Genomic DNA, 11,487 nt, shown 5'->3' on the forward strand with positions numbered 1-11,487 from the left:
GGAGGCTCCACGGTGCGCAGCAACAACCCGCTCTACTCGGCATGCGCCGCGCTCGGCGCGGCCATCGTCGCGGCATTCCTGGTCATACCTAGCGCGTCCGCCGCGACGCTGTTCAACGACGACTTCGAGGACGGCAACGCGACCGGCTGGGCCCGGTCCGGCGGGAGCTGGTCGGTGGTGACCGACGGCTCCCCGGCCTACCGGCAGTCGGGCACCAGCTCGGACGCCCGCGCCCTGGCCGGCGGCGGCTGGGGCGATCAGGCGGTGCAGGCCCGGGTGAAGCCGATCGCGTTCAACGGCTCGGGACGGTACGTCGCGGTGCTGGCCCGGGCGCAGAGCAGCAGCAACTACTACTTCCTCGGGCTGAGCAACGCGGGCACCGCCATCCTCGGCAAGCGGACCGGCGGCGCCCCCATCACGCTCGCCACCGGCGCGGCCGGCGTCACCCCCGGGGCATGGCACACGGTCAGGCTGGAGGCGTTCGGCACCACACTGCGCGGCTTCGTGAACAACGTGCAGGTCGTCTCGGCCACGGACTCCTCGTTCAGCTCAGGGCGGGCCGGCCTGGCGGGCTACTACGCCAGCGCCACCTTCGACGACGTGCTCGTGACCGACATCGGCGGCCCGACCGACCCGCCCACCACGCCCACCATCCCGCCGGGCAGCTGCCGGACCTCGGGCTCGCCCATCGGCTTCGCCTCGGTGAACGCCTGGGGGCAGAACGGGACCACCGGCGGGGCGGGCGGGCCCACGGTCGCGGTGGACACGGCGGCCGAGTTCCTTTCCGCGATCGGACAGCAGGGCCCGCTCACGGTCTGCGTTCTCGGCACGATCACCCTCCCGGCCGGCATGCACAACGTCGCCTCCGACAAGACCATCCTCGGCGTCGGCTCCACCTCCGGCATCACCGGTGGCGGGCTCAACATCGGGCTGCCCCCGGACGACTCCGTGACCTCGCCGCCCGCCGACGCCGTGCACAACGTGATCATCCGCAACCTGTCGTTCCGCGGGGCCACCGATGACTCGATCAACGTGCAGATGTTCAGCCACCACATCTGGATCGACCACAACGACCTGGCCGACGGGTACGACGGGCTGATCGACATCAAGCGCGGGTCGTCGTACGTGACCGTCTCCTGGAACCACACGCACGACCACACCAAGAACATGCTGCTCGGGCACGACGACAGCAACGCCGCGCAGGACGTCGGCCGCTTGAAGGTCACCTACCACAACAACTGGTTCGACCGGACACCGCAGCGCAACCCGCGGGTGCGGTTCGGGGAGCCGGTGCACGTGTTCAACAACTACTACCTCTACAACACCGACACCGGGGTGGCCTGCCAGGCGAACGCCGGGTGCCTGGTCGAGGGGAACTACTTCGAGCGGGTCGAGGAGCCGGTGACCAACTCCTACGCGGGGCCCGGTGGCAGGTGCGTCGCGCGGAACAACGCGTTCGTGGACGAGTCGGGGGCTCCCGACTGCAGCGGGACCGTGCAGGAGGCGTCCGCGTACTACTCGTACACGGTGGCCGACCCGAACTCGGTGAAGGCGGCGGTCATGGCCGGCGCCGGCGTCGGCAAGATCTGAGGAGGCCCCACCATGCCAGCCCTCTTCCGGAGATCGGCCGTCGCGACGGCCCTGCTCCTCACCGCCCTGACCTTCGCACCCACCTCCACCGCAGCCGCCGTGGAAACCGCTCCCACAGGGTTCGCGGCCGTCAACGCGCTCGGTCAGAACGGCACGACGGGCGGCGCCGGCGGCCCTACGGTCACGGTCACCACGACCGCCCAGTTCCTCGACTACATCGCCCGCCCCGGCCCGTACGTCATCCAGGTCAGCGGCACCATCACGCTGCCGACCGGCTCGTCCGACGGCATGCACGACGTCACCTCCGACAAGACCATCATCGGCCTCGGCAGCACGGCCCGCCTGGTCGGCGGCGGCCTCAACATCGGCCTCCCCGTGGACGACGACGTCACCTCACCACCCGCGAACGCCGTCCACAACGTCATCATCCGCAACCTGTCCCTGTCGGGCGCGACCGACGACCTGATCAACGTGCAGATGTTCAGCCACCACATCTGGATCGACCACAACGACCTGTCCAACGGCGACGACGGCGCGGTCGACATCAAGCGCGGCTCCGACTACGTGACCGTCTCCTGGAACAGGTTCCACGACCACGACAAGACCCTGCTCCTGGGCCACGACGACGACAACGGCGCCCAGGACATCGGCCGCCTGCGCGTCACCTACCACCACAACTACTTCGACGCCTCCGACCAGCGCCACCCCCGCGTGCGCTTCTCGGAGCTGACCCACGTCTACAACAACTACTACCGGGACAACAGCTACGGCGTCGCCTCCACCAACGACGCCAAGATCCTGATGGAGGGCAACTACTTCTTCAGCGTCAACAACCCCGGACGGGTGGAGTTCAGCGGGGACCTGGGCCGCATCGTCCAGCGCGACAACATCCTCGTCGACTGCAACCACGAGATCGAGACCCGCGGCTCCGTCCCCGAGCCCCGCACCCTCTACCCGTACACCGCCGACCCGGCTTCCAGCGTCCCGACCGTCGTACCGGCGGGCGCGGGCGTCGGCAAGATCTGAGGAGCCCCGCCATGTCCGCCCCCGCCCGCTCCTCCTTACGGAGCGCAACCATCACAGCGGCCCTGCTCATCACCGCCCTGACCCCCATCCACGCCACCACCAGCGCCTCAGCCGCCTACGCATCCTCAGCGGTGGCCACCGACGCAGCCGTCCAATCCCAGCACCGGCACCGGCACCAGCACCAGCACCGGCAGCACCGCTCCCGCGTCGCCGCCGCAGAGATGACGCCCATCGGCTTCGCCTCGGTCAACGCGCTCGGCCAGAACGGCACAACCGGCGGTGCAGGCGGCACCGAGGTCACCATCACCACCGGAGCCCAACTGGAGGACTACGCCGGCCGAGCCGGCGCCTTCATCCTGCGCATCTCGGGCCGCATCGAGATCAGCGACATGATCACCGTCGTCGCCAACAAGACCATCATCGGCATCGGCAGCACCGCCGAGATCACCGGCGGCGGCCTCCAGCTAGGCTCCACCACCCGCCCCGGCAACAACTTGATCATCCGCAACATCAAGTTCACCAACGCCGATGACGACTCCATCAGCGTCACCAACAAGGCCCACCACGTCTGGATCGACCACAACGACCTGTCGAACGGCTACGACGGCCTCCTGGACATCAAACGCGAGTCCAACTACGTCACCGTCTCCTGGAACAAATTCCACAACCACAGCAAGACCACCCTGGTGGGCCACTCCGACACCTACACCGCCGACATCGGCAAACTGAAGGTCACCTACCACCACAACTTCTTCGACGGCACCGACCAGCGCCACCCCCGCGCCCGCTTCGGCGACCCCGTCCACGTCTTCAACAACTACTACCGGAACAACTCGATGTACGGCATCGCCTCCACCCAGAACGCCGGCGTCCTCGTGGAGGGCAACTACTTCGAAAACGTCGCCCACCCCACCCATGTCGGCTACGCCGAAAGCGACCCAGGCCGCCTGGTAGAACGCAACAACCTCTACATCAACTCCGGCGCCCCGGAATCATCCGGCACCGTGGCGGAACCCTCCACCTACTACCCGTACACCCTCGACGCCCCCTCCACCGTCCCCGCCAAAGTCCAGGCCGGAGCCGGCGTCGGCAAACTCTGAAAGCCCGGGCTGGCGCCTGGGGGCTCCAGGTAATAAAAGCTCGGGCCTCCGCCATGGGAGGCGCTTCGCGCTTTCGGCTCCGGGCTGCGCCCTGTGGGGGAGCCCAGCTCCCCCACACCCCCTTGCCGGGGGCCTCCCGGCCCCCGGACCCCCGGCCTGGGCCTTCGGCTTCGTTATTACACGGGCCGGAGGCGTTGTCGGTAGCGCCGGCGAGTACGGCCAGATGATCAACCACTTGACAAGGACCACGCCGAGCTCGCCGAGATAGGCGGCTGCATCACCTACGTCCGTGGCCTGACGCCAGAGGAAGTAGCGACCCGGCTCGGCGGTCGTCCCGAGGACTTCACACCGATGACTTTCCACGAGCTGTACGGCGTCAGCTCGTCTGGGGCGCGCCTCGGCATTACAGCCGTCGGTGACAGGGTGATGATCGTTGAGATGGTGGGCACCGTGTTCGGCATCACTACAGACATCGTCACCCGGTTGTCCGCGGGCGCCCGCCTTGTCTCCCACCATTGCCTAGACATCAAGGTCCTCGACTACTTCTACTGGCGTGGGGACGGAGAGCTCCGGTTCTGCTTCATCCCGCAGGAGGGCTGCATGGAGCCGGTGCCGGCTGAGCTGGTAGAGACCATGGACGACATCGACGCTCGCTACCCACCGCTCGTCGATCCCCACCGGGGTTCGATGTTCTTCCTGGCTGAGGATCTCACCGGGATCAAGCCCACACCGCAGTTGCTGGAGGAGGCCACCTACCTGTGCGGAGTCGTCCCTGAACCCGAGTGGGACATCATCGGCTGGTGAGGAGTCGTAGCCCTGACCCTGCTGATCCGCACCTGTGGGGTGGTCCTAAAGCGCTGTTGGGACACGTGGTTAGGAACGCTGAGCTCGCAGATCGTTCCAGTGATAGCCACACTTGGCAGGAGGAAGGCCCTCAAAGGTGCGAAGAGGGTCGATCAGTAGATCGGACAACCGTTGATCTTGCGAAAGCGCGTGATATGCCACGGCCTTGTCTATCGCGCTGGCCACATCGGGTGCCTCCACGACCCACGTGTACGGCTCCTCACCATCGAAGCGCTCAGAACCGGCGACGGTCACGGTGAAGATCTTCACGCGCTCACTCCGCCTTGCCAGTGAGGATCTGCACCCACAGGACGTTGGCCGCATTGGCGGACATCCAGCGACTCTCCACGACATCCTCGGCCTTCTCGTCGTCAGCGCGCCGGACGAACGACAATCCAGTCGCCGTACACAGCTCGTACATCGGATACACGCAGGCACACATGGGCTCCCGGACTCGCACCCGGCTAACTCGTGGCTGACTCGGACGCCAGTCCACCGGGGCGGCATGCGCAAGAGGCGCGGTGACATGGAGGCCGTGATTGTCGAAGTGTGATGGCGGAGGCTTCATGACCTCACCGCCATCCGTGATTGCTCCTCGAGTATCGCCATGAACCCGTCCGCAGTCTCCGCGCTGACCGTTTGCTGGAGTCCTCTCTCGATGTCGGCGTTCCGGAGCTGGACGTACCTTCGGGTCGCGTAGAAGACCCCAGCGTCACTGCAGAAGACCGACCAAGCGGGGAACTTGGCGCGGAGGTCGTCGAGGTCTGTGCTGAGTGCCTGCTCCATAGTCGCAGGCTACCTCAGCCTACCTAGTCATGCCTAGGGGTTCCCCTAGGTACCCTGAGGAAGGAATGGGAACCTTCAGGTTCCTATCGTTACCTATATGGACTTCAAGCCCGATGAGCTCCGCTGGCAGGCGGTGGCAGATGAGATCCGGCGCAGGATTGCTGATGGCGTCTACCAGCCCGGCATGCCCGTCCCCGGCGAGCCGCGACTGGCTGTCGAATTGGGCGTGTCCAAGGGGACAGCGCGGCGGGCGCTGAACGCGCTGCTCGCAGACGGCACGCTCTACTCGGTCCTGGGAAAGGGCACCTTTGTGAGCCGGTCCGAAGAGACGGGTGCTCCAGAGAAATAAGACCAGTCGTCGAACCCGAGCGTGGCAGATATATCGCTAAACTTACGGTCGCGTATCTGTCTGTTAAGAGGTGGAAATGGCGCGAGTGACGGAATTCTTCAAAACGCAGCAGAACGGGCGCCCGCATCCCACCGAGGTCGAATGCGGGTACCAAGCCATCGCCGGCGCAGGTGAACGCTACCTGCAGCTGAGCACATACGGGTCGGACGGCAGGCAGTCGGAGAAGAAGGTCAGTCAGACGCTTCAGCTGGATCGCGAACGAGCAGCCACCCTGCTCAAGATCATTAAAGAGGTGTTTCCGGACCTCGACTGATGAGATGCAGCCATGCCGCCGAAGCGGCATGGCTGCTGTCTGGTCGATGACGCAGCGATCACCTAGAGCGGCGGTGGGCATGGGCACGCCCTGAGGAGCCGTTGTCTCCGAGGAGCGCTGGTTGGAGGGCCTTTCTCGGCCACCCAGGAAGGGCTGTGTAGTGGTTGGCGACCGGGCGAGGTCGTCGCAGCACGCCGGGCGCCACGGCCTGGGTTTCATGCGCACTAACTCAGGGCCTTAGACGCGGCGCAGTATGCCCACCGCCCTCGTACGTTGAGCAGCGCCTCCGTTGCCTGCCAGTGGGGTGGTCTTACTGATTTTCACCCTTGTTGGCCCACCTTGAGTCGAGTATCCTTCGCGGATCGGCCAGGGGAGGACGAGCGAGCATGACCAAAGAACTCAACAGCGATATGGTTTCCGTTGCGAAGCTTTTTTCGCAAGATTTCTTCTTTAGGGTCCCCGCTTATCAGCGGCCGTTCCTCTGGGATGCCGACAATTTCAGTGACCTCGTTGATGACCTTGCGGGCGCCGATCGAGACGAGCCATACTTTCTTGGCACGCTCGTGCTGCATCAATATGCCAAGAATCACTACGATATTGTTGACGGACAGCAGCGACTAACTGCCCTGTGCATCCTGCTCGCCTGCCTAAGGGATTCTCCAGCCATCGCAGAAGACCCAGACCTTGTCAAAGAAGTGCACGAAAAGATTATTCAGCCGAAAAGGAAACTGGAAGGTATTCCCGAGATAAGTCGGGTGACGGTAAAGGATAACGCCGCTTTCAATTCTCTAGTCGGTAAGATAAATGGTACAACCAAACCTTTCATAAAACCTACGGGCTCGCCCGCCGAAGTGCGCTACGAAAAGGCCAGATCGATCTTCTGGGATAAGATCAGTGAAATGTCCGAGGAGGAGGTCAAAAAGTTCGCCGAATTTGTCACTGTCCAGTGTCACATGATTTACTTGTCTACAGTCTCGTTCAACGACGCCTTTCGACTGTTCACCGTAGTGAACGATCGCGGCAAGCAGCTTCGGCGTATCGACGTTCTAAAAGCCTATAATCTAGATCCGGCGGCGATAACGAACGAGTCTACCCGTGAGCAATACGCTAAGCGCTGGGAGGCATTGGAAGAGCGGCTTGGGGAGAAGAGCTTCGAAGATATCTTCCATCTCTTGCGACTGGTATACATCAAAGACAAGCCTCAGAAGGATCTCTATTCAGAATTTAGCGAGCGCATACTAGGGAAGTCCAGGATGCCTAGCCGGGGCGCTGGGTTTATGGACGAACTCGCAGAGTATGTCGAGCTCTACGATGCCCTGTTCGTGGCACGCGATATCCTGGATGATACCGACAAGAATATAATCCACGTCAAGTATCAGACTCTGATGATGGCCATGGTGAAGCACTTTCCGGCCTCAGAATGGAAGGCGTGCCTCCTCTATTTCGTGAAACGTTTCGGCAAGGAACAGTTGTACTCCCTAGTCATTGCCATAGAAAAGGTTGGCCTAGATCACTGGGTGCGCGGCGTAAGGAAGGATGAGCGGTATGGGACTTACACCGACATCCTGAAGCTCATCGCATCGGCTTCATCGGCCTCTCAAGTACTTGAGGGCGTGAGTGTGGAAACGGCAGCTATTGAGGATGCGTGTAGAGCACCCAATTTCTATGGTGCTGGGCACGCGAAATACTTGCTCGTGCGGGCCGAGATGGTGACAAGCGAGCTTGATCATGTTCGCGACTTCAATGTTCGCTCCATTGAGCATGTACTTCCACAGAATCCTGCAAACGGCAGCGAATGGATGCGATCCTTCACTAAAGCGGACCGAGACGCTCTCACGAATACCGCCGGAAATCTCGTTCTTCTCAGTAAGGCGAAAAATTCTGCCGCCGGCCGAAAAGATTTTGCGGACAAAAAGGTAACATATCTGAAGCCTAGAGTCTCCGACTTCCCTAGAAGCCTACAAGTTTTGCAATACGATGAATGGACGCCTGACATGATTCGGGAGCGTACTGAAGCTTTCGCATCCATGGTCCTCGGCGAGCTGTGAATGCCTCATTCTCCTCGTGTAAACGTGGTATTTGTAGGCCTAGGGGCGATTCATCCCCGTACTCGGCCACCGGGGACCGGCGTGATGCCGAGTCGCATGCGGTCCAGATACAGGCGCGGCCGGTGACAACAACTCGACGACAGATGGTGGGTGTGCAGATGCGCTGACTGCACGGCGCCGCCTGGAATCCACCGCCACCGCGTCGGAAAATCACCGGCCCCGGCACCGCCATGTAGCCTGCAGCTCTTGTCGAGTTTGGCATCCACTTGGTGAGCGATGCGGCCAGCCCACTGCTGCGCCCGCCCACGGAGGTAGCTGCGGCGCTGCGCGTGGGGATCGGCCTGGCCGAACGCACTTGCCCACTGGGCGTTGTGGACCATCGTACGTTGGGCGCCCGGTCTCCATCTCACGGACCCAGCGCGTTCCCGAGCGCCTCGCCCTCTTCGGCCTTGCCGTCGTCCACCGACCACGACTCCCCCTGTTGGTGTCCTGGTAGAGCAGCAGCATGTGGGCGTCTTCGACGAGAACGCCGGTCACCCGTACGACCCTCAAGCGCGTAACCCAACCTCAGCACCCACCCGATCGGGTGCGTAGCCGGACGGCTCGTGTTGCAGGATGGGAAGGGTGGCGATCATCCCTCCCGGCCGTCCCCCGAGGCCTCCCGCGCCGGCCATTGTGTGGAAGACCTATCTGACGGGTGCCGCAGTGGCTCTCGTCCTGGCGATCTACGCGGCGCTCGTGGCCGAACCCCAGGTCATGGCCGCCATGGCCACGGTCTCCGCTGGATTCGCTTTCGCCTTCATCCGGACCTACATCCGTGGGAGGCTCTGAGCCCGAGAGCGAGCCGCACGCCGCCGGCATCCTGTACGAGCCGATCGGGCCAGCCAGGCCCATGTCGGCTTTCCTCGAAAGGCCCGGGGATTCACACTCCGGGTATGGAGACGCGGCGCATCGGTACGATCCTCGCGATTCTGCTGACGATCGTCTACCTCGCCTACATCGTGAGCATCCCCCTCGGCCTCGTAACCCGTCGCCTCGAGGTGCACGAGGTGGCCCTGGCGGCGGCCTTGCTGGTCGGGGTGTGGTTCGCGGCCTCGTCGTACTCCATCACCGACTTCTCGATCGGCGCCAACGGGGTGAGCGCGCGGCTGGACAGGACCGAGGCCAAGCAGCGGGCGCTGGAGTCGGAGATGCGGGCGCTGCAGGTGGCGCTGAGCGGCCTGGTGACCAAGTACGAGTGGGACCATCTGCGGAGGCTCGCCGGTGAGGGGTCTGTGCCCGCTCGCTTCCGGCAGGACGGGAAGCTGCAACTTGAGCTGGAGCGGCTGGACGCCATGGGGTTCGTGGAGCCGGTTGATTCGAAGCGAGGGCTCAACGCGATGCGCGAAGATCATGGGCATGCCTACGAGGAGTTCGACCTCACGCGTTATGTGAGGATCACGCAGGCGGGGCGCGAGTATCTGCGGTTGCGCGAGAAGTTGTGAGCTCTCCGCTCGTGTGCGTGGGCGCATGACGTCTTCACGCCGCAGGTCCCTCCGCCCGTGTGCGGAGGGACCTGCCCCATAACACTGCGCGTGCATGGTCTCTCGCGGGCGCGCGCTACTTCGCCAGCGACTCGGCGACGAGCCGCCAGATCTCCGCGGCCAGGTCCATGTTGCCGCTCTGCTGGGCCTGCTCGGCAAGCTTGCGCAGCCCGTCGAGCGCAGCGGCCTGCTCGCCCTCCAGGAGCAGCACACGGTTGCGCAGCACGTCGAGCCTGATCCGCTCCTGGTACGGCAGCAGGTCGTCGAAGCCCACCAGCCGGTCCAGCACCGCGCGCGCCTCGTCGAGGCGGCCGGTGGTGACGGCGATGCGGGCACGCACCGCCAGTAGTTGCTGCTCGACGGTCGGGGTGCCCGCGAACGGCATGGCCCCTTGCACCTCTTCGACGCGCCGCTGGGCACTCTCCGTTTTCGGGGGGTCGGTCATGAGGTCGAGCCGGGCCGAGCTGATGCGCAGGCGCATCCACATGGTCAGGTCGTCCCGGCCGTCGAAGCCGGACAGAGCCTGATCCATCAGCTCCGCGGCGGCATCGAGATCGCCCTGACGGACCCGGATGTTGGCCACGGTCCACAGGGCCTGCGCCCACTGCGGTCCCGAGCCCTTGTCCGTCACGGTGAGCAGCTCGTCGGTGTAACGCGCGACGTCGGGGAGCCGCCCGGCCTCGGTCAGCGCCGACACCAGGGCGAGCAGCGTCGCCGTCTGTACGCGGGCGGGCAGCGCCTCGCTCTTCGCCAGCTCGTAGGCGTGCGTCGCGGCATCGACGGCCCCGGCGATCTCGCCGGTGTTGCGCATGCAGCGGGACAGCTCGGCCAGCACCCTGGCCCGCAGCTCGGGCAGCCCGATCTGCGTGCTGAGCTCGGTCAGCTCGTCGAGGCACGCCCGCTGCTCGGGGTACTCCTGCCGCTGCCGGCGCCACTCGGCGACCTGCCAGAGCGCCTGCCAGCGCAGCAGCGGATCCTCGCCTTCCGAAGCTTTCAGGGCCTCGCTGAGCGTCTGGCCGGCTTCGTCCTGGCCCAGGCCCGTGGCCAGCGTCAGGCTCTGCGCGAGGGACGTCGCCGTGGACTGCGTGAGCTCGGCCGGGCTGATGCCCAGCTGCGTTGCCAGGTGCGCGACGGCCCGCTCGGTGGGCTGGCGCGCGCCCGACTCCAGGCGGGACAGGTATCCCGTGGACATGCCCTCGCCGGCGAGTGCGGCGAGGGTCAGCCCGCGCTCGGTCCTCAGTTGCCTGAGCCGGCGGCCGAAGACTGGTTGTTCCAGCATGTCCGAACTCCCGGGTAGCGGTGACGTCGTCCGACGTCGGAGGGGTACGTCAGGCCCGAGCTTAACTCACTTGCCTACCTCTGGACAACTTGTTGCCATAGCCGACGGGAGGCTCCAGATAGCTTTGGCAACTCCTCTTGGCAATGACTTGCCAAACCTGTGGCAACAGCCGTAACGTTGCTGTCGTTCGCCGGACGAACCCGTCCCGGACAGGACAGAAACCCCGAGCAACCCCCATGGAGCGCACAGCCATGTCTTTCAACCTCACCGACCAGGACCAGCTCACCCTCCGCATCGCCGCCTGGGGCGCGGTCTCGCTGATGTCGGCCGCCGGCGCCGCCGGCTCGGCCCACAAGGTCGCCACCGAGGGCTCCATCGCCCTGACCTCCGCGACCGGCCTGGTCGGGCACATTCTTGCCAAGGCGCCCAAGGGCGTGAGGTACGGCAGGACCGTGGCCGAGCTCGCCGATCAGGTGCTCCCGGCCCTGACGGCGTCCATGAGCCTGCTCAAGCAGCATGCCCCCGACGAGGCCGACAACTTCCGCCGCACCGTCACCGTCGCCATCGACGCCGCCGTCCAGTCCCAGGCCGGCGAGCCCAGCCCCACCATGACGGACATGGCCCGCAAGA

Annotated in this window: 14 protein-coding genes; 10 read left to right on the forward strand and 4 right to left on the reverse strand. The window is 64.7% G+C overall.

All coding sequences use genetic code 11. From position 1 onward, the window contains the following. The first annotated feature begins 12 nt into the window (after positions 1–12). The 4 genes from AB0I79_RS56510 (at position 13) to AB0I79_RS56525 (ending at position 4,520) form a co-directional block, all read left to right on the forward strand. On the forward strand, positions 13–1,590 hold the full coding sequence (locus AB0I79_RS56510; protein WP_357893133.1) for a pectate lyase: 1,578 nt from the start codon (positions 13–15) through the stop codon (positions 1,588–1,590). A 12-nt stretch (positions 1,591–1,602) separates the two neighbouring features. Then, positions 1,603–2,616 carry a pectate lyase gene (locus AB0I79_RS56515; protein WP_357893135.1) on the forward strand — a complete coding sequence of 338 codons (1,014 nt, stop codon included), beginning with the start codon at positions 1,603–1,605 and terminating at the stop codon, positions 2,614–2,616. An 11-nt stretch (positions 2,617–2,627) separates the two neighbouring features. Continuing rightward, positions 2,628–3,716 (forward strand): pectate lyase, encoded by a 1,089-nt coding sequence (locus tag AB0I79_RS56520; RefSeq protein WP_357893136.1) that lies wholly within the window; start codon positions 2,628–2,630, stop codon positions 3,714–3,716. A 264-nt stretch (positions 3,717–3,980) separates the two neighbouring features. Then, positions 3,981–4,520: a DUF6461 domain-containing protein gene (locus tag AB0I79_RS56525; RefSeq protein ID WP_357893161.1), complete on the forward strand. Its 540-nt coding sequence runs from the start codon at positions 3,981–3,983 to the stop codon at positions 4,518–4,520. Positions 4,521–4,589: 69 nt separating this feature from the next. Here the strand turns inward: AB0I79_RS56525 and AB0I79_RS56530 are convergent, their stop codons facing one another. The 3 genes from AB0I79_RS56530 to AB0I79_RS56540 form a co-directional block, all read right to left on the reverse strand. Next, complete coding sequence (locus AB0I79_RS56530) at positions 4,590–4,829, reverse strand: hypothetical protein (protein ID WP_357893138.1); 240 nt, start codon at positions 4,827–4,829, stop codon at positions 4,590–4,592. 4 nt (positions 4,830–4,833) lie between these two features. After that, positions 4,834–4,989, reverse strand: a complete 156-nt coding sequence (locus AB0I79_RS56535) for a hypothetical protein (protein WP_357893140.1) — start codon at positions 4,987–4,989, stop codon at positions 4,834–4,836. A 134-nt stretch (positions 4,990–5,123) separates the two neighbouring features. Further along, on the reverse strand, positions 5,124–5,345 hold the full coding sequence (locus AB0I79_RS56540; protein WP_357893142.1) for a hypothetical protein: 222 nt from the start codon (positions 5,343–5,345) through the stop codon (positions 5,124–5,126). Between the two features lie 97 nt (positions 5,346–5,442). Here AB0I79_RS56540 and AB0I79_RS56545 point away from each other — a divergent pair, with 97 nt between their 5' ends. The 5 genes from AB0I79_RS56545 (at position 5,443) to AB0I79_RS56565 (ending at position 9,539) form a co-directional block, all read left to right on the forward strand. Next, positions 5,443–5,694, forward strand: a complete 252-nt coding sequence (locus AB0I79_RS56545; protein ID WP_357893143.1) for a GntR family transcriptional regulator — start codon at positions 5,443–5,445, stop codon at positions 5,692–5,694. Positions 5,695–5,779: 85 nt separating this feature from the next. Then, positions 5,780–6,007 carry a hypothetical protein gene (locus AB0I79_RS56550; protein ID WP_357893145.1) on the forward strand — a complete coding sequence of 76 codons (228 nt, stop codon included), beginning with the start codon at positions 5,780–5,782 and terminating at the stop codon, positions 6,005–6,007. A 386-nt stretch (positions 6,008–6,393) separates the two neighbouring features. Further along, the gene (locus AB0I79_RS56555; RefSeq protein WP_357893147.1) at positions 6,394–8,055 is read left to right on the forward strand and encodes a DUF262 domain-containing HNH endonuclease family protein; all 1,662 of its coding nucleotides are present in this window, start codon (positions 6,394–6,396) and stop codon (positions 8,053–8,055) included. 705 nt (positions 8,056–8,760) lie between these two features. Then, on the forward strand, positions 8,761–8,886 hold the full coding sequence (locus tag AB0I79_RS56560) for a hypothetical protein (RefSeq protein ID WP_357893149.1): 126 nt from the start codon (positions 8,761–8,763) through the stop codon (positions 8,884–8,886). Between the two features lie 104 nt (positions 8,887–8,990). Continuing rightward, complete coding sequence (locus AB0I79_RS56565) at positions 8,991–9,539, forward strand: hypothetical protein (protein WP_357893151.1); 549 nt, start codon at positions 8,991–8,993, stop codon at positions 9,537–9,539. Between the two features lie 115 nt (positions 9,540–9,654). On the opposite strand, the gene AB0I79_RS56570 is transcribed toward AB0I79_RS56565, so the two are convergent. After that, a complete protein-coding gene (locus AB0I79_RS56570; protein ID WP_357893153.1) occupies positions 9,655–10,857 on the reverse strand; it encodes a helix-turn-helix domain-containing protein in 1,203 nt (400 codons plus the stop codon). Between the two features lie 251 nt (positions 10,858–11,108). Here AB0I79_RS56570 and AB0I79_RS56575 point away from each other — a divergent pair. Next, the coding region (locus AB0I79_RS56575; RefSeq protein WP_357893155.1) for a hypothetical protein at positions 11,109–11,487 on the forward strand (379 nt) is incomplete at its 3' end.

It is taken from the genome of Nonomuraea sp. NPDC050202, from assembly GCF_040656115.1.
Classification (GTDB): domain Bacteria; phylum Actinomycetota; class Actinomycetes; order Streptosporangiales; family Streptosporangiaceae; genus Nonomuraea.

Coding starts and splice junctions, on each gene's coding strand:
- AB0I79_RS56515 (WP_357893135.1), top strand. CDS start 1,603: ATGCCAGCCCTCTTCCGGAGATCGGCCGTCGCGACGGCCCTGCTCCTC.
- AB0I79_RS56520 (WP_357893136.1), top strand. CDS start 2,628: ATGTCCGCCCCCGCCCGCTCCTCCTTACGGAGCGCAACCATCACAGCG.
- AB0I79_RS56540 (WP_357893142.1), bottom strand. CDS start 5,345: ATGGAGCAGGCACTCAGCACAGACCTCGACGACCTCCGCGCCAAGTTC.
- AB0I79_RS56545 (WP_357893143.1), top strand. CDS start 5,443: ATGGACTTCAAGCCCGATGAGCTCCGCTGGCAGGCGGTGGCAGATGAG.
- AB0I79_RS56555 (WP_357893147.1), top strand. CDS start 6,394: ATGACCAAAGAACTCAACAGCGATATGGTTTCCGTTGCGAAGCTTTTT.
- AB0I79_RS56565 (WP_357893151.1), top strand. CDS start 8,991: ATGGAGACGCGGCGCATCGGTACGATCCTCGCGATTCTGCTGACGATC.
- AB0I79_RS56570 (WP_357893153.1), bottom strand. CDS start 10,857: ATGCTGGAACAACCAGTCTTCGGCCGCCGGCTCAGGCAACTGAGGACC.